This is a genomic window from Paenibacillus sp. FSL W8-1187 (assembly GCF_037965485.1).
In the GTDB taxonomy this organism is placed as follows: Bacteria; Bacillota; Bacilli; order Paenibacillales; family Paenibacillaceae; genus Paenibacillus_O; species Paenibacillus_O pasadenensis.
In genome coordinates, this window is sequence record NZ_CP150181.1 from 3,672,323 (window position 1) to 3,697,277 (window position 24,955).

The 24,955-nt window shown below is 67.0% G+C and carries 20 protein-coding genes and 1 riboswitch; of the genes, 6 read left to right on the forward strand and 14 right to left on the reverse strand.

The features are described from left to right. Positions 1–4 precede the first annotated feature (4 nt). From NYE40_RS15940 to NYE40_RS15960, 5 genes are all read right to left on the reverse strand, one after another. Complete coding sequence (locus NYE40_RS15940; RefSeq protein ID WP_028597187.1) at positions 5–778, reverse strand: glucose 1-dehydrogenase; 774 nt, start codon at positions 776–778, stop codon at positions 5–7. Then, positions 775–1,206: an L-fucose mutarotase gene (gene fucU, locus NYE40_RS15945; RefSeq protein WP_028597188.1), complete on the reverse strand. Its 432-nt coding sequence runs from the start codon at positions 1,204–1,206 to the stop codon at positions 775–777. Before fucU ends, NYE40_RS15940 begins: the two co-directional genes overlap by 4 nt. Then, positions 1,200–2,312, reverse strand: a complete 1,113-nt coding sequence (locus NYE40_RS15950) for a Gfo/Idh/MocA family oxidoreductase (RefSeq protein ID WP_153783901.1) — start codon at positions 2,310–2,312, stop codon at positions 1,200–1,202. Before NYE40_RS15950 ends, fucU begins: the two co-directional genes overlap by 7 nt. Positions 2,313–2,322: 10 nt before the next feature. Continuing rightward, positions 2,323–3,477, reverse strand: coding sequence for a UxaA family hydrolase (locus tag NYE40_RS15955; RefSeq protein ID WP_339278664.1), 1,155 nt, complete (start codon positions 3,475–3,477; stop codon positions 2,323–2,325). 161 nt (positions 3,478–3,638) lie between these two features. After that, the gene (locus tag NYE40_RS15960) at positions 3,639–3,977 is read right to left on the reverse strand and encodes a UxaA family hydrolase (protein WP_339278665.1); all 339 of its coding nucleotides are present in this window, start codon (positions 3,975–3,977) and stop codon (positions 3,639–3,641) included. A gap of 162 nt (positions 3,978–4,139) precedes the next feature. Here NYE40_RS15960 and NYE40_RS15965 point away from each other — a divergent pair, with 162 nt between their 5' ends. Next, a complete protein-coding gene (locus NYE40_RS15965) occupies positions 4,140–5,150 on the forward strand; it encodes a LacI family DNA-binding transcriptional regulator (RefSeq protein ID WP_028597192.1) in 1,011 nt (336 codons plus the stop codon). 255 nt (positions 5,151–5,405) lie between these two features. On the opposite strand, the gene fosB is transcribed toward NYE40_RS15965, so the two are convergent. Beyond that, positions 5,406–5,828: a metallothiol transferase FosB gene (gene fosB / locus NYE40_RS15970; RefSeq protein WP_028597193.1), complete on the reverse strand. Its 423-nt coding sequence runs from the start codon at positions 5,826–5,828 to the stop codon at positions 5,406–5,408. A 99-nt stretch (positions 5,829–5,927) separates the two neighbouring features. Then, positions 5,928–6,419, reverse strand: a complete 492-nt coding sequence (locus NYE40_RS15975) for a C40 family peptidase (protein WP_028597194.1) — start codon at positions 6,417–6,419, stop codon at positions 5,928–5,930. 4 nt (positions 6,420–6,423) lie between these two features. Then, positions 6,424–6,557: riboswitch (cyclic di-AMP (ydaO/yuaA leader) on the reverse strand. 313 nt (positions 6,558–6,870) lie between these two features. Between NYE40_RS15975 and NYE40_RS15980 the strand changes: the two genes are divergently transcribed. The 3 genes from NYE40_RS15980 (at position 6,871) to NYE40_RS15990 (ending at position 10,698) form a co-directional block, all read left to right on the forward strand. Then, positions 6,871–8,181: a glycosyl hydrolase family 18 protein gene (locus NYE40_RS15980; protein ID WP_028597195.1), complete on the forward strand. Its 1,311-nt coding sequence runs from the start codon at positions 6,871–6,873 to the stop codon at positions 8,179–8,181. A 225-nt stretch (positions 8,182–8,406) separates the two neighbouring features. Beyond that, a complete protein-coding gene (locus NYE40_RS15985) occupies positions 8,407–9,288 on the forward strand; it encodes an AraC family transcriptional regulator (protein WP_028597196.1) in 882 nt (293 codons plus the stop codon). 123 nt (positions 9,289–9,411) lie between these two features. Continuing rightward, positions 9,412–10,698 (forward strand): glycoside hydrolase family 27 protein, encoded by a 1,287-nt coding sequence (locus NYE40_RS15990; protein ID WP_028597197.1) that lies wholly within the window; start codon positions 9,412–9,414, stop codon positions 10,696–10,698. 243 nt (positions 10,699–10,941) lie between these two features. Here NYE40_RS15990 and NYE40_RS15995 read toward each other — a convergent pair whose 3' ends face one another. Beyond that, on the reverse strand, positions 10,942–11,409 hold the full coding sequence (locus NYE40_RS15995; protein ID WP_028597198.1) for a CBS domain-containing protein: 468 nt from the start codon (positions 11,407–11,409) through the stop codon (positions 10,942–10,944). 185 nt (positions 11,410–11,594) lie between these two features. Here NYE40_RS15995 and NYE40_RS16000 point away from each other — a divergent pair, with 185 nt between their 5' ends. After that, complete coding sequence (locus NYE40_RS16000; RefSeq protein WP_028597199.1) at positions 11,595–12,026, forward strand: MarR family transcriptional regulator; 432 nt, start codon at positions 11,595–11,597, stop codon at positions 12,024–12,026. A 130-nt stretch (positions 12,027–12,156) separates the two neighbouring features. Here the strand turns inward: NYE40_RS16000 and NYE40_RS16005 are convergent, their stop codons facing one another. Beyond that, on the reverse strand, positions 12,157–14,607 hold the full coding sequence (locus tag NYE40_RS16005; protein ID WP_153783908.1) for a heavy metal translocating P-type ATPase: 2,451 nt from the start codon (positions 14,605–14,607) through the stop codon (positions 12,157–12,159). Positions 14,608–14,867: 260 nt separating this feature from the next. On the opposite strand from NYE40_RS16005, the gene NYE40_RS16010 reads away from it, so the two are divergent. Then, a complete protein-coding gene (locus tag NYE40_RS16010) occupies positions 14,868–15,761 on the forward strand; it encodes a S8/S53 family peptidase (RefSeq protein WP_028597201.1) in 894 nt (297 codons plus the stop codon). A 441-nt stretch (positions 15,762–16,202) separates the two neighbouring features. Here the strand turns inward: NYE40_RS16010 and NYE40_RS16015 are convergent, their stop codons facing one another. The 5 genes from NYE40_RS16015 to NYE40_RS16035 all read right to left on the reverse strand — a co-directional run bounded on the left by NYE40_RS16015 (position 16,203) and on the right by NYE40_RS16035 (position 23,879). After that, positions 16,203–16,484: a hypothetical protein gene (locus NYE40_RS16015; protein WP_339278666.1), complete on the reverse strand. Its 282-nt coding sequence runs from the start codon at positions 16,482–16,484 to the stop codon at positions 16,203–16,205. A 348-nt stretch (positions 16,485–16,832) separates the two neighbouring features. Beyond that, positions 16,833–20,480, reverse strand: coding sequence for a hypothetical protein (locus NYE40_RS16020; RefSeq protein WP_028597202.1), 3,648 nt, complete (start codon positions 20,478–20,480; stop codon positions 16,833–16,835). 30 nt (positions 20,481–20,510) lie between these two features. After that, positions 20,511–22,076: a hypothetical protein gene (locus tag NYE40_RS16025; RefSeq protein WP_339278667.1), complete on the reverse strand. Its 1,566-nt coding sequence runs from the start codon at positions 22,074–22,076 to the stop codon at positions 20,511–20,513. Between the two features lie 75 nt (positions 22,077–22,151). Continuing rightward, positions 22,152–23,225, reverse strand: a complete 1,074-nt coding sequence (locus tag NYE40_RS16030) for a hypothetical protein (RefSeq protein ID WP_028597204.1) — start codon at positions 23,223–23,225, stop codon at positions 22,152–22,154. Between the two features lie 6 nt (positions 23,226–23,231). Beyond that, complete coding sequence (locus tag NYE40_RS16035; RefSeq protein ID WP_339278668.1) at positions 23,232–23,879, reverse strand: DUF1906 domain-containing protein; 648 nt, start codon at positions 23,877–23,879, stop codon at positions 23,232–23,234. Positions 23,880–24,955 lie beyond the last annotated feature (1,076 nt).

Consider the following 24,955-nt stretch of genomic DNA (forward strand, 5'->3'; position numbering starts at 1 on the left):
GCCGTCAGGCATTTTTGCCGAATACGACTCCGCCGTCCAAATACAGCGGCGAACCCATCATGAACTTCGACTCGTCGGAGGCGAGGAACAGCGCGCCTTCGGCGACATCCTCCGGCCGGCCGAGATCGCCGCTCAGCTGGCGGCTGCGGATGCCGGCGAGCCCTTCCTCCGGGTCCGCGTACGACTCGCGCAGGTACTTCTCCACGAACGGCGTCAAAATCGTGCCGGGCAGCAGCGCGTTCACGCGGATGCCGTACGGCGCATAGTCGACCTGCATCGACTTGGTCAGCGCGAGGATCGCGCCCTTGGTCGCGGCGTAGGAAGCCCGGCGCGCGAGGCCGATCTCGGCGATGCAGGAGCTCATGTTGATGACGACGCCGCCGCGGCGCTCCATCATCGACGGCAGCACGGCCCGGCTCGGCAAATAGGTGCCGCGGATGTTGACGCTGATGACGCGGTCCCAGGCGTCCGGCTCGACCTCGTGCAGCGCGCCGACGCCGCTGATGCCCGCATTGTTGAACAGCACGTCGATCCGCCCGTGCCGCTCCAGCGTCTGCTGCGCCATCGCCTCCGCCGAGGCGGGATCGGTGACGTCGCAGGCGACGGCGGAAGCCTCGCCGCCTGCTTGGGCGATCAGGGCGGCCGTTTCTGCGGCCGCCTCCAGGTTGATGTCGGCGACGACGACATGCGCTCCCTCCGAGGCGAAGCGCAGCGCCGAGCAGCGTCCGATGCCCGAGCCGGCCCCGGTGATCAGCGCGATCTTGTCTTTCAGCCTCATATCCGCACCACGCCTTTTGTCAAAATCAGATTGCCGTAAGGAGCCGCCTCGCTCGTCGCGACGACGGCATAGGCCCGGCGCGTCCGCTCGTAAAAAGCGAAGCGCTCCAGCTCGGCGATGTCGACCTCGCGCCGCTCATGCCGGCGCAGCAGCTCCCGGTACTGCTGCCAGACGGCTGGGGCAGGCGGATCGCCGGGCACGACCGCCATGACGACGGCCGGCTGCGGCACGTAGGTGTCCACCGGCAGCAAGGTCAAGATCGCGTCCAGCAGCTCCGGGATGCCATGGCCGTCCGCCCGGACGAGCCGCGCCGCCGTCGATGCGGCCGGGAAGTTTACGTCGGCCAGCACAAGCTCGTCGCCATGCCCCATCGCCCGCAGCGCATGGAGCAGCTCAGGCGAGAGCAGCGGAGAAATTCCTTTCAGCATGCCGCTTCCTCCTCTTCGTTTGCAATTTCGCGCAGCGCGACCGGCCGGTCCTCGCTCATCGATCGGTAAGCTGCGAAGACGAGCTGCATCGTCTCCAGGTTGTCGCGGACGGAGGTTTCCGGCTCGCGATCCTCCTCCACGGCCCGCAGCAGCTCGCCCATCGTGCCGAGGAAGGCGTCGGGGAACCATTTGCCGTGCAGCGTCGGAACGAACCAATAATCGGGATGGAGCAGCCGCGAGTGGAACCTGAGCGTGTCCTCCCGTCCGACCGGATAGTCGTACAGCGAGCCGTTCGTCCCCTGGACGATGCCCTCCGTGCCCTCGAACCGGTACGTCGCGTGCCAGTCCTCTTCGCCGGCGATATGGTTGTGGTTGTCGTGGACGAGCGCGCGCCGCTCGCCGGGATAGCGCAGCGACAGCATCGTGCGCGTCTCGCCGACCGTGCGCTGGCCGGGGAAGCGGGCTCCGTCGGCGTAGATCGAGTCCGGCGTGCCGAACAGGAAGCGGATGCTGTCGAGGTAATGGATGCTGTGGTACATGACCTCCAGCGTCGGCATCTCCCGCAGCCAGCTCCACGCGGCAAAATCCTGGCGGACGTCGACCGAGATCGTCGCCTGCGTCAGCTCTCCGAGCCAGCCGCGGCTCAGGATCGCATGGCTGGCGCGGATGCCCGGCGACCAGCGCATCTGCTGGTTGACCGCGCCGCGGACGCCGTGCTTGCGGCAAGCGCGCTCGATGGCGGCCGCCTCGCGGTAGCTTTCGGCGAGCGGCTTCTGGCAAAGCATATGCTTGCCGGCGGCCGCGGCCTGGCGCGCGATGGCCGGCTGCGCCTTGGCCGGCACGGCGATGTCGACGACGCGGACGGCCGGATCGTCAAGCAGCTCCTCCAGCGTGCGATAGACGCGCGGCAGGCCGAACTGCGCGGCTAGCGCCGCGGCGCGCTCTGCGTTCAGATCGTAGATGCCGACGACGTTCAGGCCGCCTTTGCGGTAAGCGGGAAGATGGCAGGCGCCGACGATTTCGCCCGCGCCGATGATCGCGATGCCGATGCGGGCGTCCTGCGGCAGCTTGGGCTTGTAGTCGAGCTCCAGATCGATGACGTTCATAGGACCTCCTTCACAGGCTCGGGCCGATGCGGTTGATGGAAAATTCCTGATGGCCGAGAATCTCGGCCTTGGTCAGCTTGCCGTCCGCGACCTCGACGATCTCCTGCCAGATCCTCTCGCCGGCCGCTTCCACGTCGAGCGAGCCGTCCAGCATCGGACTGACGTCGACGTCCATGTTGTCCTCCATGAGCGAGAACGTGCGGCCGTTGCCGGTGATCTTGATGACGGGAACGACAGCCGAGCCCGTCGGCGTGCCGCGGCCGGTCGTGAAGCAGACGATATGCGCGCCGGCCGCCGCCATGCCGGAGACGCATTCGATGTCGTTGCCGGGAGAATCCATGAAATAAAGTCCGCCCTCCGGCAGCGGCTCGGCGTATTCGGTGACGCCGAGAATCGGGGACGTGCCGCATTTGCTGATGCAGCCGAGCGACTTCTCCTCGATCGTCGACAGCCCGCCGGCGATGTTGCCGGGGCTCGGATTGCCGCCGCGCATGTCGGCGCCCATCCGCTCCACCTCGCGCTCAAAGCGGCCGACGATCGCGTACAGCCGCTCGCGCACCGCGGCGTCCGGGCAGCGCTCGGCAAGCACATGCTCCGCGCCGATGATTTCCGTCGTCTCGCCGATGACGACCGTGCCGCCCTCGCGGATGAGCCTGTCGGCCGCGGCGCCTAGCGCCGGATTGGAGGCGAGTCCCGAGGTCGCGTCCGAGCCGCCGCATTTGACGCCGACCTTCAGCTTGGACAGCGGCACCGGCTCCTGCCGCAGGCGCATCAGGCCCGCCTGCAGCTGCCGCGCCAGCTTCGCGCCATGCTCGATCGCCTTCACCGAGCCGCCGACGCTCTGGATGTCGAACCATTCGACCGGTTTACCGGTAACTCGAATGGCGTCGGCCAGCTGCTGCGGATCGACCACCTCGCACCCGAGGCTGACGATCAGCACCGCGCCGACGTTCGGGTTCGCCCCCGTCCCCGCCAGCACGCTGAACGTGCGGTCCTTGTCCGCCCCGATCTGGCTGCAGCCATGCGGATGCGGCACGGCGACCGCGCCCGGCACGAGCTGCGCGATGCGGCTGCACACCTGGTTCGAGCAGATGACGGTCGGAATGATGAGCAGATGATTGCGGATGCCGATGTCGCCGTTCTCCCTTCGGTAGCCCATGATCATGGGCGACGCTGCCCCTGCTGGCGAGGTTGGCGACGCTGGCGAAGCGCCGGCGTCTGAAAGCTGCGCCGCGTCGGCGCTTGCCTTTGCTCCTTGCGATCCAGCCGCCGCCTGGCTTCCAGCCATCATCGCTACGGCCTTTGCGGCCGCCTTTTCGTCTGCGCTCATTCGTTCGCTCCTCCCGTTCCTGAAGCCGCAGCCTGGTCGCCGCGTCCGCGGATACCCTCGATGTTGTGCACATGGACGTGGCGCCCCGCCTCGATCGCCGTCACGGCGCGGCCGATCACTTCGCCGTACTTGCGCACCTCGTCGCCTGCCGCTACGGCCGCGATCGCGATTTTGTGGCCGAACGCGACCGGCTCCGCGACGACGACGCTTCCTTCCCGCCCGCCTGTCTTGTAGCGGATCGTCTCTCCTGCCGCCACATCCCGCAGCGCGGTCGCGACATGGTCGCGGACATCCATGACGATCGCGTCCGCTCCCGCTTCCAACGCATGCTCCATGCCTTCTCCTCCTCTTTGCGCCGGCAGACGACTTGGATCGGCTGGCCGCGCTCCTCGATTTGGGTTATCGGTAACTCAAATGTAAGCGACCTCATGCTTGCTGTCAATAGACCGCATTGGCTACAATGATTGCAGCTTGTAAAAAGGGAACGGGGGAGCTTCATGGTCACCATCTACGACATCGCCCGCGTGGCCGGCGTCTCCGCCATGACAGTGTCGCGGGTCATCAACGATACCGGCCGGATCAGCGAAGCGACGAGAAAGCGGGTCCGGCAGGTGATGGAGGAGCTGCAGTACGTGCCGAACTCCAACGCCCGCAGCCTCGTCCTGCAGAAGACGAACATCCTCTCCCTGCTCATCGCCGACATCGCCAACCCGTTTTATACGACGCTGGCGCGGGGGGCGGAGGATGCGGCCAAGCGGCTCGGCTATCGGCTGCTGTTCGGCAACAGCGACGAGGATTACGGCAAGGAAAAGGACTATGTGGACATGATCCTCTCCACGCGCGTGGACGGCGTGCTGTTCGCTCCGGCCGGCGACGGCTCCGCCCCGCATCTGCGGCTGCTGGAGCAGCACCGCATTCCCTATGTGCTGCTCGACCGGGACGTGCCCGGCATCCAGGCGGACCGCATCCTCGGCGAAAGCCGCGACGGGGCGCGCCGGCTCGTCGAGCATCTGATCGGACTCGGCCACGAGCGCATCGCGCTGGTGAACGGATCGGAGGACGTCTCCACCGCGCGCGAGCGCCATGCGGGCTATCGGGACGCGCTCAAGCTGAACGACCTCCCGTATGACGAGACGCTCGTCCGCCATCTCGACTATTCGGACGGCTTCAATCCGAGCGATCTCGACCCACTGCTGGCGTTGAGCTCCCCGCCGACGGCCATTTTTGCCGCCAACAACTTCCTCGCGCTCGGCGTCATCCAGTCGCTGCGCGAGCGCGGCCTGGCTGTGCCGGACGATCTGTCGGTCGTCTGCTTCGACGATCTCGGCTTCGCCAGCATTTTGAGTCCGTTCCTGACGGTGGCCGCGCAGCCGGCCTATCAGTTCGGCGCGCTCGGCCTGGAGCGCCTCGTCGACCGGATCGAAAACGGCGACGGCAGCGGCCCGCGCACGCTCATCCTGCCGGCGGAGCTGATCGTGCGCTCGTCGAGCCGCAAGCGAGAGCGATGAAAGCAGCTGCGCGGTAGGCCTGGAGCCTGGAGCGGCGCTGCCGTTCGCGAATCCGAGCGGCGAGAAGCCGCGGCTCTGCCGTTCGCGAACCCGAGGAGCGAGAGGCTGCGGCGCCAGAGGCGGCCATGCGACAAGGGGCTGTCCCGACGTCCGTTTCACGGATGCCGGGACAGCCCCTTGTTCCTTTCTGTCCGCGAGCGAGGCTTCTAAGCGCTAACGAAACGACTGCGCGGGCCTATGAGCCATGCGGAGCCTCTAGTCAAAAAACTCCATATGCGGCTTGGTCTGGCGATAATAGGCCATCCGGTCCGCCAGCGTGCCGGTATGGAATTCGAACTTGTGGCCGTCGGGGTCTGCGAAGTAGACCGAGCGCCGGTCACGCTCGTCCCGCTCCCGTCCCGGCAAGATGTCCGCGCCGATGCGCCGCAGCCGGGACACCGCCTCGTCGAACTCCTCCTCTTTAATGGAAAAGGCGATATGCGTATAAGACAGACGGATCTCCTCGCGCGGGAGATCCTTTTCTTCGTTCAAGGCGAGCCACAGACCGTCCAGATCGAAATAAGCGGTCGACCGTCCGCGCACGAGCAGCTTCGCGCCGAACGCCTCCCGATAGAACGCGATCGACCGCTCCAGCGACGAGACGCTGAACAGCAGATGATTAAGGCCTTGCAGCTTCATGATGGACTCCTCCTCCTCCTGTATCGCCAACGGCTCCCCTGCGGGTCCGGATGCAAAAAGTCCCGGCAGCCCAAGCTGCCGGGACTTCAACGACCATGCTTATTCTTCGCCGGCGACGTCCTCGCCGTCGTCCTCGCCGATCATCTTGCTGTAGTCCTCGCCGGTGACGACGCGGCGGGCGGTGACGTACCGCTTGGCGTAGTAGGAATCGCTCAGCTTCGTGTAGCGCACGCCCTTGCTGGAGGCGTGGGCGAACTTGCCGTCGCCGACGTAGATGCCGGCATGCGAGATGCCGCGGCCGCTCGTATTGAAGAAGACGAGATCGCCGGGACGAAGATCGTCCTTGTCCACTTTGGAGCCGACCTGAGCCTGCGACTTGGACGTGCGGGGCAGCTTGACGTCGAACTGGTTGAAAATATGGCGGACGAAGCCGGAGCAGTCGAAGCCGGCTGTCGTCGTGCCGCCGTATTTGTAAGGCGTGCCGATGACTTTTTTGATCGCGCTGTCGAGATCCGGCGTATTCGCGAACGCGCTGCTGCTGAACGTCAGAAGCAGAACCAGGCCAAGCATGGACAGGATGACTTTCTTCACAAGTTGCTTCTCCCTTCGGATGCCTACGAAGTTAGCTGTGGGTTCGGTTGAAGGTTCCCTAGAATCCTCTCTTGCAAGATTCATTCACCCGGTATGGTTCCCCCGTTTTTCTTCTCGAAAATTCGGCATGATGATTCATCATTTTTATTAAAGGTTAATATTCGTAGTTTTTTGTCGAATCCCTGCCCGGGAAATATTAGAAGTCCCTCATCAAATCCCTTACTTTTCTCATAAATCAGCCTAGGCCCTTCTGCTCATATCATCGAATGGACGCGATTTTCGCCCCTGTCCTCCTGCCCAGAGGAAGAAATGGATATTTCCCCCTGCCATTCTGAGAAACTATCCTTTAAGCGTTATGAATTTAATAGGATAATAGTGGAACTCTTCGAGTGAAAGGAGGCCGCCTGCCGAATTCCGCTTTTTTATCCTACTTTTGAAAAGGAGGACTTTCATGTCCGCAAAATCCCGCACTTCCACCCCCCGCTTCCAGGCTTTGCGCGCGCTGCTGCTCGCCGTGTTCCTGATCGGCTCGATCGTGCCGGGCTCGCTCGCCGTCCGCACCGCCCATGCCGCCGATGCCTGCACCGGCGTCTCCGCCTGGTCGGCCTCGGCGATCTACACCGCGGGCCAGAAAGCCGTGTACAGCAGCACGCTGTACGAAGCGAAGTGGTGGACGACGAACGAGCGCCCCGACCTGTCCGGCCCATGGGGCGCATGGAAATCGCTCGGCGCCTGCTCGTCCGCTCCGACTCCGACGCCGACTCCGACCAAGACGCCTTCGCCTAGCGCGACGCCGACTCCGACGCCCGGCGCTCCGGGCGGCAAGATTACCGGCGCCTACGTCGCCGACTGGCATTTCCCGAACGTGAGCACCGTGCCGGCCGAAAAGCTGACGCATGTGTTCTACGCCTTCGCCGACGTGGCCAACAACGGCGTGAGCGGCGGCGACGCCTCCAAGCTCGCCCAGCTGACGACGCTGCGCAGCAAAAATCCGAGCCTGAAGGTGCTCGTCTCCGTCGGCGGCTGGGGCCGCTCGCAAGGCTTCGCCGGCGCGGCCTCGACCGACGCCAGCCGGACGGCGTTCGCGAACAGCGCCCTTTCCTACATCCGCGCCAACAAGCTGGACGGCGTCGACATCGACTGGGAATACCCGGCCGCCGGCGACAAGCAGAACTATACGCTGTTCATCCAAAAGCTCCGTTCGGTGCTTGACGCAGGCAGCGCAGCGGACGGCCGAGGCAGCAACAAGTACCAGCTGACCGCCGCCGTAGGCGCTTCGGACTACGGCCTCGGCAACATCGACATCGCCGCCGTGCAGCCGTCGTTCGACTTCCTGAACGTGATGACCTACGACATGCAGGCCGGCTCGGGCACGCATCATACGGCGCTTTACAACTCCTCGCGCGCCAGCTACAGCGTCGACACCGCCGTCAAGCTGCTCAAGAGCAAGGGGCTGCCCGCGTCCAAGCTGGTCATCGGCGGCGCGTTCTACTCCCACGGCACGGCCGACTATACGTACGACGAGCTCAAGGCCGGCTTCATCAACAAAAACGGCTGGACGCGCCAATGGGACGATGCGGCCAAGGCTCCGTATCTGACGAACAGCGGCGGCGGCTTCCTCAGCTACGACGACACGCAGTCGCTAGCCGAAAAGGTCAAGTACCTGAAAGCGAACAGCCTCGCGGGCATCATGTTCTGGGAGTACGGGCAGAACTTGGACGGCGAGCTGCTGGGAGCGATCCACACGGCGCTGAATTCCTGACCGCCTCGCCCGGCATGACGGCAGGCGCGGAGAAATGCCGCTGGTCCAAACGGACCTGCGGCATTTTCGCCTTTTCGCCTGCCGCGGCTCGCTTGACGCGCGGACGCATCGTCTCCGGCGGCTTGCCGCCGCTCGTTTTTCTCCCAAGCGCCTACCGCAGGTGGACAGCGCCGCCCGTCCGCTTTACGATGGATTCATTCAGCATGGAGGAAGGGACGGGCGCATATGGCGAGAAACGAGGGCTACGGCATCTACGGGTTCCGCTTCCAGGAGAGCGCGGAGCTGCCGCTTTGCAGCCTGTTCGCGGTCGGCCGTGAGGCGATCGACTCGACGGACTACGACTGGGACGGGGAGAAGAGGACCGACGGCCCGCTCCTGCTTTTCCAATATACGACGAGCGGCGAAGGAATCTACGAGAGCGGCGGCGAACGCCGGCTGGCGGCGGGAGAAGCGTTCATGACGGAAATTCCCGGGCGTCACCGCTACCGCTATCCGGGAGGAAAGGAGCCGTGGGAGTTCTATTTCGTTCTCCTCCGGCCGACGCATGCGCAGGGCTTGTGGGACTACGTCAAAAGCAGGACCGGCCCCTTTCCCCGCCTGTCGGCGGACAGTCCGCCGATCCTGCTGCTGCGCGATCTGTTCCAGCGCGCCAGCGCGGGCGGAATATCCGATCCGTTCGTCGCCTCCTCCTGCGTGCACGCCTTTCTCGTCGAGCTCTGCCGCTGGGCGTCGACCGGCGCCCGGCCGGAGACGGACTGGCCCGCTGCGATCCGCGAAGCGGCCGACTGCATGCGGACGCGCTATGCCGACATGATCAGCCAGCATGAGCTGGCCGACCGAGTCGGCTTGTCCCGATTCCACTTCGTCCGCAGCTTCGCCCGCCATGCCGGCGTGACGCCGGCGCAGTACCTCGCCCGCGTGCGCATCCAGAAGGCCGTGGAGCTGCTCGGCTCGACGGACTGGAGCATCGAGCGGATCGGCGCGGCTGTCGGCTACAGCAGCGGCAGCTATTTCATCAAGGCGTTCCGCAGGCTGACCGGCCGGACGCCGGGCTCGTTCCGCCTGGGCGGCGAAGGGCTTCCCTACAGCCGCATCTTTTTCGACTGAGCCTCTCGGAGCAAGACAGCAATTTCATGCTATTGCCTGCGTGAAATTGTCGTAGTTGGCGCCGGGACGCGTCGAGTATAGTTCAAGAAAGAACGCTGCTTGATGCGAAAACAGGAGGAAACGATGAGCCATCTGAACCTCGCGCCGACCCCGCCCATGGGCTGGAACAGCTGGGACTGCTACGGCGCAGCCGTCACCGAGCAAGAAATCCGCGGCAACGCGGAATACATGGCCGAGCGGCTGAAGCCGTTCGGCTGGGAGTACGTCGTCGTCGACATCCAGTGGTACGAGCCCGGAGCGAGCAGCTCCCTCTACCGCAAGTTCGTTCCACTGGAGATGGACGGCCATTCCCGCCTGATGCCCGCCGCGAACCGCTTTCCGTCCGCCGCCGGCGGCAAAGGCTTCCGTCCGCTCGCCGATTACGTGCACGGGCTCGGCTTGAAGTTCGGCATCCACATCATGCGCGGCATCCCCCGCCAGGCAGTCCATGCCGCGTCCCCGATCCTCGGCAGCGAGGCGACGGCGCGCGACATCGCGCATCCGAACTCGATCTGCCCGTGGAACACCGACATGTACGGCGTCGATCCGCGGCACGAAGGCTCGCAGGCGTACTACGACTCGCTGTTCGAGCTGTATGCGGAGTGGGGCGTCGACTTCGTCAAGGTCGACGACATCGCCGCGTCCCGGCTGTACGGCGCCCATCTCGAGGAGATCGCGCTGATCCGGCGGGCGATCGACCGCTGCGGGCGGCCGATCGTGCTGAGCCTGTCGCCCGGACCCGCGGCGGTCGAGCAGGCCGAGCAGCTCAAGGCCGGAGCGAATCTATGGCGCATCACCGACGACTTTTGGGACCGCTGGGAGCTGCTGCTCGACATGTTCGACCGCTGCGAGCGGTGGCAGGGCCTCGGAGCGGACGGCGCCTGGCCGGACTGCGACATGCTGCCGCTCGGCCATATCGGCATCCGCTCCGTCGACGGAGGCGGCGCCGACCGGCTGACCCGCTTCACGCGGGACGAGCAGGTGACGATGATGACGCTCTGGTGCCTGTTCCGCTCGCCGCTGTTTTTCGGAGGCGAGCTGCGCGACAACGACGCGTGGACGAACAGCCTGCTGACGAACCGCGACGTGCTGCGCCTGCACCGGAGCAGCAGCGGCGCCCGGCTGGTCAAGCGCGAGGGCGGCTCGATCGTCTGGGCGGCGGACGGCGACGGCGGCAGCTTGTACGCGGCGCTGTTCAACGTCGGCGAGCGGGCGGCGGCCGTCGAGGCGACGCTCGCCGAGCTCGGAGGCGCCGGCGCCTTCACGGCCAAGGAGCTGTGGAGCGGCCGGTCCGCCGAGCTTGCGGACGGCCGGCTGAGCGCCGAGCTGCCTCCGCACGGAGCGGCGCTGTACCGGCTCGATCCCGCCTAGCGGGGAGGCAGTCCGTGGTTCAGGCCGCGGGCTGAGCGGGCTGCGCCGGGGCGATCCTGCCGGCGGGAAGCCGGCCCGAGCGGGCTGCGCTGCGGCGATCCTGCCGGCGGGAAGCCGGACCGAGCGGCGGGCCGCCCTCGCATGGAACGGCGCTCGGCTCGGCTTGATCCCGCTTCGGCGGGCGCTGCGGACGCAAAAAAGGTGGAAGGGAAGCCGGCTCGGCCGGTTCTCCTTCCACCTTTTTCAGCTTTCCTCGGTCAAATAGCTGCCGAAGGAATGCCGGATGACATCGCCGCGGCTGATGATGCCGACAAGCACGCCGCCGCGGTGCACGGGCACCTTTTTGATCCGCTTGCGGCCGAGCAGTCCCGCGATCTGCGCGACGTCCTCGTCCTGGCTGACCGCCACGACCTTCTTGCGCGACAGCTCCATGACGTTGCGCCCGAGCAGCCGGCGCGTGCGGTCGTCGTACTCGCCCTCGTTCATGCTCATCACGGCCGAAAAATAAAACGCGTCGAGGACGAAGTCCTCCCGCTGGCCGATGTAGCGCATGATGTCGCCGTCGCTGATGTAGCCGACGATCTCGTTGCGCTCGTTGACGACCGGCAAGCCGCTGATCCTGTACTTGATGAACTTCTCGACGACGTCCTTGAGCGTGTCCGTCTCCTTGACCTTGTGGACCTGGCGGACCATGATCTCATGCGCCTTCATCCCCCGCACCCCCCGGCTGCGTTCCCGTCTGCTAGACAATACTTGCATCATGCAACTATATAATTGTATTATACAACTGTATAGATGCCTGTCAATGCAGAGTATGCGTCATGGCAGGCCAAGGAGACGGCGGATGGCGCCCGGGAAGGCGATCGGCGCCGCCTCTCTTGTCAGGAGGAGAGACGATGGACCCACATGCAGTCGAAACGATCGAAATGGAGCTGGCCCACCTGATCCGGCGCCTCATCGCGGAAACGACGTACCGCAAGAGCGGCGACAGCCTCGACCGCGCCGCCTATTTGCTGCTCGACCATATCGCCGGCAGCGGCTGGGCGTCGGTCAAGACGCTGGCCGAGGAGTTCCGGCTGGACAGCTCGACAATCAGCCGCCAGACGGCCGCGCTCGAGAAGAAGGGCCATCTCGCGCGCAGGCCGGTGGAGAATGACCGCCGCGCTTATACGCTCGAGCTGACCGAGCTCGGCCGCCTGGAGCTGGAGCGGAACAAGCAGATGCGGACCGAGCGCGTCGGCGAGCTGCTGGAAGGCTGGACCGCGCAGGAGGTCGAGCAGTTCAGCCGCCTGCTCCAGAAGTTCGGCGAGTCCGTGTCGGAGGGCTAGATCGGCGGATCAGCCGGCGAGGCGGGCCTGCCGAGTCGGGTCGGCGGGTCTGCCGGCGAAGTCGCGTCCGCGAAGCGGGTCGGCGAGCCGGCCAATCAGGGCAGCTTGTCGGATCAGCCCGCGAGGCGGATCAGCCCGCCTGGACGCGCTGCAGGCGCAGCGCGTTCAGCACGACCGAGACGGAGCTGAGCGCCATCGCCGCGCCGGCGACCCACGGCTCCAGCAGGCCGGCGGCCGCGACCGGGATGCCGAGCGAGTTGTAGCCGAGCGCCCAGAACAGGTTCTGGCGGATGTTGGCCATCGTCTTGCGGCTCATCCGGATCGCTTCCGGGATGCTGCGCAGGTCGCCGCGCATGAGCGTCACGTCGGCCGCCTCCAGGGCGACGTCCGAGCCGGTGCCGACCGCCATGCCGATGTCGGCCGTGGCGAGCGCCGGCGCGTCGTTGATGCCGTCGCCGACCATCGCTACGACGCGGCCTTCGCGCTGCAGGCGGCTCACCTCGTCCGCCTTGCCCTCCGGCAGCACCTCGGCCCTGACCTCCTCGATGCCGGCCTGGGCGGCGATCGCCCGGGCCGTGCGCTCGTTGTCTCCGGTCATCAGGATGACGCGCAAGCCCATCTCCTTCAGGTTCGCCACGGCTTCGCCCGAGCTCGGCTTGATCGTGTCGGCGACGGCGACCAGCCCGGCGTAGCGGCCGTCGACGGCGACGAGCATCGCCGTCTTGCCGTCCCGCTCCAGCGCCTCCATCTGCGGATGGGCGGCTGCGGCGTCCACGTCCTCGCGCTCCATCAGGCGGCGCGTGCCGACGAGCACGCGGCGGCCTTCGACCACCGCCTGGATGCCGTAGCCCGGGATCGCTTCAAAGGACGTCGGCTCCGGCAGCTCCGGCAGGTCGCGGCGGATGCCGGCGACGATCGCCTCGGCCAGCGGATGCTCGGAGCCGAGCTCCGCCGCTCCCGTCAGGCGCAGCAGCTCGTCGCGCTCCATCGCCGGCAGCACGTCGGTCAGCACCGGCTTGCCCTCGGTGACCGTGCCGGTCTTGTCGAGCACGATCGTATCGGCTTTATGCGTCTGCTCCAGATGCTCCCCGCCCTTGAACAGGATGCCGAGCTCCGCGGCGCGCCCGGAGCCCGCCATGATCGAGGTCGGAGTCGCCAGGCCGAGCGCGCACGGGCAGGCGATGACGAGCACGGCGATCGCGATCTCCAGCGCGCGGGCAAAGTCCCCCGGAGCGATCAGGAAGTACCAGATAAGTCCGGCCGCGAGCGCCGCCGCGACGACGATCGGCACGAAAATGCCGGAAATGCGGTCGGCGACCCGCTGAATCGGCGCCTTGGACCCTTGCGCCTGCTCGACGATGCGGACGATCTGCGCCAGCGTGGAGTCGCCTGCGGCCCGCGTCGAGCGGACGAGCAGCGCGCCGTTTTTGTTGATCGTCGCGCCAGTGACCGAATCTCCGGCCTGCTTGGAGACAGGCAGGCTCTCCCCCGTCAGCATCGACTCGTCGACGCTGCTGCTGCCGTCCTCGACGAGTCCGTCCACCGGAATCTTGTCGCCGGGGCGGACGCGCACGAGATCGCCGACGGCGACTTCCTCGAGCGGCACCGCGACATCCAGGCCGTCCCGCAGCACGGTCGCCGTCTTCGCCTGCAGGCCGATGAGCGACTTGATCGCCTCGGACGCGCGGCCCTTGGCCAGCGCCTCGAGCAGCTTGCCGGTCACGACGAGCGTGATGAGCACGGCGCTCGTCTCGTAGTAGAGCGACGGCGCGCCGTGATGCGCGCCGCCGCCGGCGAGCTGCCACTCGATCGTCAGGTACAGGCTGTAGAAATAGGCCGCCGACGTGCCGAGCGCGATGAGCACATCCATGTTCGCCCCGCCGCTGCGCAGCGCGTTGAACGCCCCCCGGTAAAAAGGCGCCCCGATCACGAACTGCACCGGCGTGGCCAAGGCGAGCTGCAGCCACGGATTCATCAGCAGCGCCGGCACCGGCAGCCACGACAGGAAGCCGAAATGCGCCGCCATCGTGTACAGCAGCGGCAGCGAGAGCAGCGCCGAGACGGCGAGGCGCAGCGCCTGCCTTTTCAGCTCCTTGCGCTTGCGCGCCTCCGCCCCGCCCTCCTCCTGCTCCATCGGCAGCGCCTTGTAGCCGAGCTTCGCCACCTTCTCCTGCATGTCGGCGAGGCCGACCTCGCCCGGAGCGTAGTCGACGCGCGCCGTCTCCATCGCAAAGTTCACCGTCGCCGAGGCGACGCCGGGCATGCGGGAGAGCCCCTTCTCGATGCGCGCGGCGCAAGCGGCGCAGGTCATGCCCTCCAGCCGCAGCTGGATCGTATCGTTCGCCGTGCCGTAGCCCAGCTTCTTCACTTTATCCTCCAACGCTTCGCGGTCGACCTTGCCCGGATCGTAGACGACGCTCGCCTGCTCGGTCGCGAAATTGACGCTGGCCGCCGAAACGCCGTCCATCTTGCCCAAGCCCTTCTCGATGCGCGTCGCGCAGGCCGCGCAGGTCATGCCGGTCAGCTGCAGGACGGATTTATGCTCGCCCGACGGGGCCGTCGTTGAGTCTGTTCGAGCCATCTCGCTTCTCCTCCAATGGTGATTCCTTGACTCCAATATACCCCCCACCCCTATATTGGTCAAGAAGTAAATCCGCCATCAATCGCCTATTTCCTTAGATTGGCTCCATGCCGGCGTCGATATGCGGCGGCATCGGAGGGCGTTGCGGGCCAGGCTGGCGCCGATCGGCGTCCTTGCGCCTCATGGCTCCGCGCATCTTGAGCAGGAATCGGCAGCCGCGGCATCGAAAAGGGCTCGCAGACGAAAGGAGGCTCTGCCTCATGCCTGCAGCGGTGACGGTTTTTGTCATGGATACCGGATTCGATCCGGACGCAGCCAAGGAATTTCCGCATGTCCGCCTGCACGCCGGCTTCAACATGAGCCGGCACGGCTCCCCGGACGACAGCTCCGATCCGCATGGGCATGGCACGGCCGTCGCGCGCACGCTGCTCGAGGCTTGCGGGCCGGCGCCGATCCGGCTCGTGCCGGTCCGGCTGCTCGATCGGCGAGGCGCGCTGTGGGAGCGCGGCCGGGTCGCCGACGCGCTTGAGCGCATCCTGCGCGAGCTGCCGGAGGGGCCGACGGTCGTCTGCGCCGCCTTCGGCGACGGCCGGCATCTGCTGCCGGACGAGCCGGACGGCCAGCCGGAGACGGCGGAGCGGATCCGCGAGCTGCGGCGGCGAGGCGTCGCTTTTGTCGCTGCGGCCGGCAATTTTTATGCTGCTGCGCGGCGGCAGCGTTGCTGGGGCATGTCCTGGCCGGCCAGCTGCCCGGACGCGGTCAGCGTCGGCGCAGCCGTTTGCGGGCGGAGCGAGGGGAGACGGGACGAGGCGGACGGTTGTGTGCAGGAGGCGGAGCGACTCGGCGAAGCGGACGGGGGCTTGCTGGAGGAGCGGCTGCGCGAAGCGGACGGGGGTGCGGCTGGCGGCTGGATGCTCGAGCCGAACAGCCAGCGAGCGCCGGCAGCATCGGCAGGCGGCGGCACGACGTTGTTCGCTCCCGCCCATCCGCCCGGGCATACGAGCGGCGCGGCAGCCTTCGCGGCCGGTCGGCTGGCAGCTCTTTGCAGCCGCTTTCCCGGCATCGGCGTGGACGAGCAGCTCGCATTGCTGCTGGCTGGCGCCGAATTCATTGCCGACGACGAAGGAAGCAGCCATTGGCCGCTGTTGTTATGAGCCGTCGAATCCCTTGATCCGCTCCCGGCAAGGCGCCGATGGCTGGAGTCGAATGTTCATTTCGTGAGGGGGATCGGTCGCGACTTGGTTCTATCCGGAAAAAGTATGGCGGATTACGATTGGCTGGACAACGGACGACGGAACCGAGCCATCGGACTCCTACCTCATTTATTTGAAGATTCTGTCGGTCGCCTTTTTGTTCATCGTATTGATGGGATGCCTGGCTTATCTTTTCGACTAATGCACTTGGGTCGGCCGAATCTCCCGTCTCAGCCAGTACGGTAAGGCGCCCCGCCTCCTGCTCCATAACGCCAACGATACTCAGAGACGCTATTTCGCTCAAAACGGCCATTCCGAAATTCTAACGATACTCACAGACGCTATCGGGCCGATTCCGCTGCACATCAACGTATTCCCAACCAATAGCGCTTCTCCGTATCGTTAAATTTCCAATCGCGCTCTTTTCGGGCCAATAGCGACTTGCAGTATCGTTAGCTCCAGCAGCTCCGGCAGTTCCGGCAGTTCCGGCAGTTCCGGCAGTTCCGGCAGTTCCGGCAGTTCCGGCAGCTCCGGCAGCTCCGGCAGCTCCGGCAGCTCCAGCAGCTCCGGCAGCTCCGGCAGCTCCGGCAGTTCTCGCAGCCCGCCAGCGCCGACGGCCTCTGTCAGCACCCGCAATCCCACCGGCAGCACCGCTAACCCCGCCAGCTCCGGCACTTCCGCCAACCCCGTCAGCCGGCACTTTTGCCCGTTCCGCCAGCTCTGTCAGCGCCGTCAGTTCCGCCGCCAGCGCCTGCAGCCCGCTTTCCGCATCGGGCATCCCCCATCCGACCAAGCCGTCGGCGGATCTCGCCGCGCTTCCTCTCGCCCCAGTCCCGCCCCGCTTTGGCATTCCCTCCTCCCGGCCTCCCGGCAGGCCCCCCTCGCTCCCGAACAAAATAAACCCGAGGCGGATCGCTCCGCCTCAGGTCCATTCCGCTCTATCCGCCTATCCTCTCTATCGGCCTCTCCCTCTCCTATCCGCCTATCCTCTCTATCGGCCTATGCCGCTCTATCGGCCTATCTCGGCTCCCGTCAAAACGCCGGCTGATTGTTTTTCTGGACCGCGATCACGTAGCCGATGTCCACCAGCATCGCGGCGGCTTTTTCCGCCGTGCTGACGCCAAGCAGGATCGTCTTCGTCTCGGGCTCGTCGTCCAGCACCGCGGCCGAGGCCAGCATCGATCCCGTATAGTCGAAGAAATTGTCGACCCACAGCAGCGACTCCGCCGTCTGCATGCCGCGCACGGCAGGATCGTCCGACTTGCGCTCCTCGTCGATCAGGATGCCGAACGCCGCCGTGCGCAGCACGGTGCGGACGCCGGTGCAGACGAGGTCGATCGCGGCATTGGCTTTGGCCAGCTTCTTGAACGCGGCCGACTCCAGGTCGCTGTACGTTTTCGTCAGCGAGGCGAGCGCCGGCACGAGCGCCTTGGCCGACATGAAGGAGGAGATCGCGAGGTTCGTGTCGTCGATCGCCTCCACCGCGTCCCCGCGGGTCGTGCGCCGGCTCATCGCCTCGACTGCCGTGCCGATGCCTTGGACGGCGACGCCGAAAAACATCGCCGGCTTGGACGGCTTGGCGTCGTCGCTCGCCTGCTGGGCCCAGGCGTAGGCGGCGGCACCCGCCTTGAGGAAGGCTCCGATCAGCCCGCCGATCCAGCTGAACCGGTTCAGCGCCGAGAAGCCGGACTGCGCCGTGACGTTGCCGAAGGCGAGCGGCACGATCTCGCCCTTGGCGAGCGGCGCTTCGCCGACGATCAGCTTGTAGGCGATCGTCGCCGGCACGGCGAGCAGCAGCAGCATGCCGTCGATCAGCGAGAAGGAGGCGTCGACATGCGTGCCCGGCGCGACGAGCTCGACGAGCTTTTCCACGAACGGGAACCGGACTCTCGCGAACAAGGCGTCGCGCAGCGCCCCCATCAGCGCGTCCATCAGGTCGAGCGAGCGCAGCACGAGCGCCTGCAGCCCTTCGAGCAGCCCCTCCGCGACGTCGGCCGCCACGGCTGCCGCCGCATCGCGGAACGTCTCCAGCGACAGCGCCGACCGTCCCGGCAGCTTGCCGCTGAACAGCGCCGACAGGTCCGCCTCGACGCGGTCCCAGGTGTCGATCAGCGCCTGCGCCTCGTCGGACACGAGCCCTTCGATGAACGTCTCCACCGCCTGGATCGTTTCCGCCGCCGGATCGGGCCCGTCGACATGCACGATCTCGCCGACCGCGTCGTCGAGCTTGCGGCGCACCCAGCTGACGACGCTGTTGCCGGTAATGGCGTCGATGAATTCCCGCACCGGAGACGCGGCCGCCTCCAGCTTGTCCTGAAGGCTCTCGCCCGGAGCCGGCGGGCTGGGCTGGAACGCCGCTCCCCCCTCCGGCCGCCAGCTGTCGAGCGCCAGCATCGCCGAGCGGAAGCCGCTCTCCACGGTCGGCTTGAGCGCGGAGATCCGGCTGCGCACGTAGCCGAGCGCGTCGTCGACCGCCTCCTTCATCGCGTCGCGGACGATCAGCACGTCCTCCCAGCTGAACAGGAACTTGAGGAACTGCCACACCTTGTCGAGCCCCGTCTCCACCTGCCGCCACAGCCAGCGGAAGAAGCCCGCCGCCTCCTCGAGGCAGCTCAGCACGAAGCGCTTGATCTTGCCGCCGAGCTCGCAGACGAAGTGCAGCGCGTCCTCCGCCTTGTGCAGCACGAACGTCCACGCCTCCTCCGCCCGATGAGCCAGTCCCTCGAAAAAGTCCGCGACCGTATGGCCGAGCTGGACGAAAAAGCTCTCCGCGCTCTCCGCCGCCTGCACGAGGCGTCCGATGACGCTGTCGTCCGCGGCCTGCACGCCGCCGCGGCCGTCGGCGACGATGCCCCAGCGGTAGCCGTCCGGCACGGACGAGGCGGAAAGGTCCGAGCGGTACGGGTCTCCGGCCGCGCTGCGCCGGATCGTCCACGAGCTGCCGCTCGGCCCGGCGGCGAGCTGCGCGCCTTGGCGCAGCGCGCTTGCGACGGCGTCGGCCTGTTCCGCGCCCGAGCCGGAGCGCCAGGCATCCGGCAGCAGCGGCTGCTCGCCGCCGGGCATGGCCACCGTCGCCGAGCGCAGCTCCGCTCCGGTCAGGCTGGCGAACCGCTCCAGCGCGGCCGCCGCCGGCTGCAGGTCGAGATGGCCGTCCAGCCCGGCGACCGTCAGCCGATACGACGGCGGCGCCAGCGACTGGACGCGGCTGTACAGGCTGACGCCCCCGTCCGCGCCGGTGACGGCCTGCGCCGAGACTCCCGGGCCGATGAAGGCCGGGCGGCCGCCGATCAGGATGTTCGTCGGCGCGGACGCCTCGACCTGCACGGCGACGCCCAGGCGCGGCTCGCCGGTCGAAGGCTCGACGACGCGCAGCGTGACGGCGTAGCAGGTGGAGGCGATCATCGCGGCCGGATCCTGCACGCGCAGCTCCGTCTCCTGCCAGCTGCGGCCGTCCGCCGCCTGGGCGATCAGCCCCGCTCCGCCGCCGGCGTACACCGCCAGCACGGACGAGCGCAGGCTGCCGTCGCCCATGGCCGGAGCCATTTCCAGCACGCCGGTCCGCACGAGCAGCGGCGCCAGCCAGCCGCCGCCCGCGTCCTGGGCGGCCGTCAGCAGGCCGCCGTCCTGCAGCAGGCACCAGACGCTCGTCGCCTTGCCGCCTGCGGATGGACGCTCGGCCAGGCACAGATCGGTCACGGCCGGCGCGGCCTCCGGCGGCACGACGACCGCCGGCGCGGCCTGGTCGGCGTTGTCCTGCTCGTCCGCCGTCAGCAGGCTGACGCCGCTGCCGCCGACGTACAGGTCGGTGCCGTCCGCTCCGGTCAAGCCCGTCTCCAGCAGGCGGGCTCCCGCCGGACAAGGCAGCGGCACGACCGGCGGCACGGTCGCCGCATGGCCGGATGCGTCATAGTCGGGGAACGGCCGGAACATGAGCGTGTCGGTGCCGCTGCCGGTGCCGAGCACGTACAGGCCCGAGCCGTAGGTCGGATGCACGCCCGCCTCGAAGTCGTAGATCTCGTCCAGCGTCGTCGCCGGATTGAATACGAGCGCGTCGGCGAAGCCGGTTTTGCCGCCGCTGCGGAGCAGATAGAGCAGATCGCCCGCTCCCCCGTGTCCGGCCAGCACGGCCGTCCAGCTGCCGTCGCCCTCGTCCAGCACGCGGATCGCCTCGACGCGCCGCCCTTCCCTCGTCCCGCCGTCGGTCCAGATCAGCGTCTCCCAGGCGGTGGCGGCGCTGCTCAGGTTAAAGGCCGTCCAGATCCGGCTCGCGCCCGTACCGCCGGCCTCCTCCGTCGCGACCGCCAGCGCGATCCGGTCGTCCTCCGTCCACGCCGCGCCGATCGCCTGCACGCGGGGCGATCCGTCCGCCGTCCGTCCGGGCGTCAGGTCGATCGTCTGCCAGCCGTCGGGCGACTCGAGGTCGCGCCGCGCCAGGAACAGCTCGCCGTCCGTGCCGATGCTGAGCAGCATCGGCAGCACGGCGCCGCCGCGATGATCCGGCAGCGAGACAATCCGCCGCTGGTACCGTCCGACCTCCGCCGGATCGGCGAGCGCCTCCGGTCCGAATACGCGCGCCTGCTCATAGTGGTCGATAATGTCGGAGCTGACGGTGAAGCTCCACTCCTTGCCTGAAGCATCCTTTGCCGAGAACGCCTCCACGCGGGGCTGCTTGTCTGCCATATCCATCCCTCTCCCTTCTAAGGTCGCGCCTCAAGGCGCCTTGTAGATCGCGTCCAGCAGCAGGTCGCCCGTCGCGCCGGAGAACCGGAAGTTCTGGAAGGCGAACACGCCTCCGCCCGGCGGCACGAAGCTGTGCTGCGACAGGTCGAGCTCGAGCTGCGAGAACGCCTGCCGGAGCCCGTCTTCCAGCTCGCCGACGATGTCGCTGGCGGCATGGGTCATGATTTCCAGCAGCGTGCCGCCCGTGATGCCGAGCAGCTTCGGAATTTCCGAGAACGCCTCCTCGACCTTGCCGAAGCCGCTCGCTTCGTTGCGGGTCGTATGGAAGTCGCCGAACGAATAGTCGAACTGCGGATCGAGCCGGAACGCGCTCGTGCCTCCCGGCGTCGAGAGGGCGACGCTGCCCGTGATCGGGGCTTCGCCGGCGGCGTCGAGCTTGGCCGTCTCCATGCCGGCCGGGCCGAGCGTATGCTCGCGATAGACGAAGGAGCAGTAGACGCGGCCGGTGACGTCCATCGAGGCGCTGCCCGGGCGGATCGCCACGTTCAGCTCGAAGCCTTTCGTCAGGTCGATGAAGTGGTCGATGATGTCGCGGCTGCGGTTCGACTGGGTCTCCTCCCGCTGGAAGCGGCGGTTCAAGCCGTCCGCCTGCGGCTGCAGGCCGCCGAGCGCCTTGGCGAACTGGGGCATGAGGTAGTTGTCCACGAACACCTCCTTGCGGATCGCGAGCAGGCCCGAGACGAGCCCCTTCGAGCCGTCCAGCATCGCCGGATCGATCCAGCGGTCCTGGAGCGCGACGCGCGCGCCGTCCTTGTCCGCCGGCAGCGGGCGTCCGGCGAGCGCGCCGAGATAGCTGAGCGTGCTCGCGGCGGGCGCTTCCGGCACCGCATGCACGTCGAACACGAAGTCGGTCAGCGCGAACGTCGGAGGCTGCTGCTGGCCCGCGTTGCGGCGCACGACCGTGCCGAGCAGGAAGTCGTCCGAGTCGCCGGACTGAAGCAGGCCGCCGAGCAGCGACAGCGCCTTCACGCGCGCCGCTTGCGGCACGTCCGGCGGGATGTTGACGTCGTGGTTGTCGGCCATCAGCAGGTTCGCGTTCGTCAGCTCCAGGAACAGGTACTCGATGGAGAACACGTCATCCGGCAAGCCGGCCTGCTGCTTGGCGGAGTCGATCGCGTCCTGCGCCGTCTGGGCGCTGGCCGGGTCGATGGCGCGCAGCGCCTTGAGATCGACCGGCTTTTTGTCCAGATCGGTGAGGAAGGACACGCTCCAGTTGTCGATCGGCGCCTCGGCGGCCTCATCGTTGTCTTCGTCGTAATAGGTGACGGTGCCGCTCAGCAGCGTCAGCGTCACTTTCACCTGCGCCAGCTTGGCGTCCGGCACGTTCAGATCGACGCGCAGCGGGGCCAGCGTCGCCGTCAGGCCGTACGGGGACGGCGTGCCGTCCTTCTTGAGCGGATGCAGCTTCAGCGTCTCGTCGAGCTGGCGCCGTCTTTTCCAGGCTTTCCAGGCGTAGCCGAGCTGGCTGTCGAGGCTCGTCTGGGCGAGCGCCAGGCACAGGTCGAAGTCGGTCAGGGCATTGCGGCTGTCGGTCATCGTTTTTTGCACTCCTTTTCGGATGGGGATCGGTGGAAAGGGGAATGGCGGAAGGGCATGGCGCTGCGGCGCCGTTCAATCGTCCGCCGTCTGCGTGCGGTCGACGGTCTTGCTGGCGAGATAGCCGGCATGGCTGATGCCGAGCACGGCGAGGAAGCCTTGGCCCAGCGTCGGCAGCCGCCCGAGCTCCTCCGCCGGGACGGTGCCGAACAGCTGGAGCAGCAGCGCGCTGTAGGCGGCCGCCCCGACGAGGGTGAAAAAGAACAGCTGCAGCTTGGCCAGGTCGACGTAGCCCGCGGTCTTGAGCTCCTCGCCCTGGAACAGGTCGTTCCACGCCGCATCCTGGAACCGCGGCTTGGCGAGCAGGATGCCGTCGCCGGCCGCCACCTGCTCCGGATCGAGCTTGGCCGCCGCCGCCGGATCCGGCTGCTTGTCCTGCTTCTGCGCATGGATGACGGGCGCGGCGACGAGCGAGGTGACGCTGATGCCCATGAGCGCCCACAGCTGCCAGTCCATGTCGATCTGCAGCGCGGCCGTCGGGTCCGCCAGGCCGTACGCTCGCAGCGAGGCGGCCGTATAGTAGGCGGACAGCAGCAGCACCGTCCAGACGACCGTCTGGAAGCGGGACAGGCTCATGACGTTGCGCTCGTTCACGAGCAGCCCGCGATAGCGGCCGGTCAGCCGCTTGCTGACGAGTCCGCACAGCAGCGCCAGCAGCAGCGCATGTCCGGCCCAGAGCGCCCCCTGGCCGGAGCTGAGCGACTCCTTCAGCTCGGCGAGCCGCTCGGGATCGAGCGCGGGGGCGGGGGCGGCAGCGTCTGCGGACGGATCCGTGCCGGAGCCGAGCCCGTTTGCCGTCGGATTCGCTCCGAAGGCGGCAGCGCTCGTTGCTGCTCGGGGAGGGCCGAGCAGCCGGGCGACGGCGGTTTTGGCTGCCTGCCGGTCCTTCAGCTCGTCGGCCGCCACGGGAGGCCCGTCGGTCCGGCCCCGGTCGAGCTCGGCGATGAGCGTCCGCGTCGGCGCCTTGGTGAGGTTGTACGCGGTCACGAGCGGCGGCAGCAGCGCCAGCGCGAGCACGAGCAGCGCGATCGCCGCCGGCAGCGCGGCGCCGCGAATCGGACGCGGCGGCTTGCGAAGCGTCAGCTCCATCGGCCGCTACCCGGCCGGCACGGCGATGCGGAAGCCGCCGCCGTCGCCGCTCGACTCGTTCGTGTCGACCGATAGGCCGCAGACGGTCGTGCTTTGCAGCTGCCGGATATTCCAGCCGGCGAACGCCTCATGCCCCCGCCAGCCGCGCGACTCCGCCAGCCAGGCGTACGCGACCTGCGGATGCTCGGCGCGGATGCGGCTGCAGCTGTAGCCCGAGCCGTAGATGCCGACCGCGTACGGCTTTCCGCCTTTGCCGGCCGCCTCGGCCCCTTCCGCCTGCACCGACTCGACGACGCCGCGGATATAGTCCCGCACCGGTCCGTTCAGATCCGCCTCGGAGGCGTCGTAGTCGACCGTAAAGTAGATCGGCGTGCCTCCCGGCTGCCCGATCGTCCGGCGGGCGTAGGCCGCCGCGTCGGCGCCGTCTCTTTGGCCGGCCTCGTAGTCGAAGTACGCCGCGCTCGTCGGGAAGCCGTTCTCCCACACCGCGACGATGTAGAGCCCCTCCGCGCTCAGGGCGGCCGCCTCCTCCCTCGTCAAATTCTTCTGCGGCCGATTGCGGTTGTAGTAGCGGCCGACGAACGCATAGCCCGCCTCGTGGATCGCCTTCGCCAGCGAGTGGCAGTTGACCGCCGTGTCGATTCCTTTCGCCATCCTATCCTCTCCTTTCGACTTCCTGTCTCCGTTATACCGGGACGGCGCGTCATTCGGACAGAGACGGGAGTCGCCGTTTTTGTCCGTATATGCGGTGACGGGCGTAATGGAGCCGGGGGGCGGGGGATGACGGACGTCATGGAGCGGGGAGGCCGGAGATGGCGGACGTCATGCAATTCCTCGACTGCCTGCTTCTTTGCCGATGCGTAGATGGACTCTTTGCTTGCTCAACGCCGCTCCGCGGATGGGCCATTCTGCTTGCTGTTATGCCGCTCCGCGGATGGATCATTCTGCTTGTTGTTGCGCCGCTCCGCGGATGGGCCCTCTTTCCGATTCCTGTGAAGCCCAGATTCCTCTGATCTCCCTTTCCGAAGCGGAAGGAATCCGGCCTTCAAGGGAACCGCTCCGCTTCTCCAAGAGGGTCCATCCTCTCCGCTCCAGCTTTTCGCCGCCATCGCCATCATGCTGCGCCTCCTCGTTCCTGAGTAAATCGATTTTTCGAGTTGGCGAGCAGTTGCCCCGCCCGCACGATTGTCTCCAAGGACAGCACAACTCCCAGTTACTCGGTTTTTCCGCGTAATTACGTCCGTTTCGTCCCCGCACACCCGAGCTGCTCGGTTTTTCCGCATAACTCCACCCGCCTGCATCACCTCACACCCGAGTTACTCGGTTTTTCCGCGTAACTCCACCCGCCTGCATCACCTCACACCCGAGCTGCTCGGTTTTCCCGCGTAACTCCACCCGCCTGCATCACCTCACACCCGAGTTACTCGGTTTTTCCGCGCAACTCCACCCACTGCATCCCCTCACACCCGAGTTACTCGGTTTTTCCGCGTAACTCCACCCGCCTGCATCACCTCACACCCGAGTTGCTCGGTTTTTCCGCGCAACTCCCCCCACCTGCCGCCCCGTACAACCGAGTTACTCGGTTTTTCCGCGTAACTCCACCCGCCTGCATCCCTTCACACCCGAGCTGCTCGGTTTTTCCGCGTAACTCCACCCGCCTGCATCCCCGTACACCCGAGTTACTCGGTTTTTCCGCGCAACTCCACCCGCCTGCATCACCTCACACCCGA

Bases quoted from the DNA above. Each gene is read 5' to 3' on its own strand.
- NYE40_RS15940 (WP_028597187.1), bottom strand. From the start codon at position 778: ATGAGGCTGAAAGACAAGATCGCGCTGATCACCGGGGCCGGCTCGGGC.
- NYE40_RS16030 (WP_028597204.1), bottom strand. From the start codon at position 23,225: ATGGAGCTGACGCTTCGCAAGCCGCCGCGTCCGATTCGCGGCGCCGCG.
- NYE40_RS15995 (WP_028597198.1), bottom strand. From the start codon at position 11,409: ATGAAGGCGCATGAGATCATGGTCCGCCAGGTCCACAAGGTCAAGGAG.
- fucU (WP_028597188.1), bottom strand. From the start codon at position 1,206: ATGCTGAAAGGAATTTCTCCGCTGCTCTCGCCTGAGCTGCTCCATGCG.
- NYE40_RS16035 (WP_339278668.1), bottom strand. From the start codon at position 23,879: ATGGCGAAAGGAATCGACACGGCGGTCAACTGCCACTCGCTGGCGAAG.
- NYE40_RS16005 (WP_153783908.1), bottom strand. From the start codon at position 14,607: ATGGCTCGAACAGACTCAACGACGGCCCCGTCGGGCGAGCATAAATCC.
- NYE40_RS15990 (WP_028597197.1), top strand. From the start codon at position 9,412: ATGAGCCATCTGAACCTCGCGCCGACCCCGCCCATGGGCTGGAACAGC.
- NYE40_RS15960 (WP_339278665.1), bottom strand. From the start codon at position 3,977: ATGGAGCATGCGTTGGAAGCGGGAGCGGACGCGATCGTCATGGATGTC.
- NYE40_RS15955 (WP_339278664.1), bottom strand. From the start codon at position 3,477: ATGATCATGGGCTACCGAAGGGAGAACGGCGACATCGGCATCCGCAAT.
- NYE40_RS15985 (WP_028597196.1), top strand. From the start codon at position 8,407: ATGGCGAGAAACGAGGGCTACGGCATCTACGGGTTCCGCTTCCAGGAG.
- NYE40_RS15980 (WP_028597195.1), top strand. From the start codon at position 6,871: ATGTCCGCAAAATCCCGCACTTCCACCCCCCGCTTCCAGGCTTTGCGC.
- NYE40_RS15950 (WP_153783901.1), bottom strand. From the start codon at position 2,312: ATGAACGTCATCGATCTGGAGCTCGACTACAAGCCCAAGCTGCCGCAG.
- NYE40_RS16025 (WP_339278667.1), bottom strand. From the start codon at position 22,076: ATGACCGACAGCCGCAATGCCCTGACCGACTTCGACCTGTGCCTGGCG.
- fosB (WP_028597193.1), bottom strand. From the start codon at position 5,828: ATGAAGCTGCAAGGCCTTAATCATCTGCTGTTCAGCGTCTCGTCGCTG.
- NYE40_RS16010 (WP_028597201.1), top strand. From the start codon at position 14,868: ATGCCTGCAGCGGTGACGGTTTTTGTCATGGATACCGGATTCGATCCG.
- NYE40_RS15965 (WP_028597192.1), top strand. From the start codon at position 4,140: ATGGTCACCATCTACGACATCGCCCGCGTGGCCGGCGTCTCCGCCATG.
- NYE40_RS16000 (WP_028597199.1), top strand. From the start codon at position 11,595: ATGGACCCACATGCAGTCGAAACGATCGAAATGGAGCTGGCCCACCTG.
- NYE40_RS16020 (WP_028597202.1), bottom strand. From the start codon at position 20,480: ATGGCAGACAAGCAGCCCCGCGTGGAGGCGTTCTCGGCAAAGGATGCT.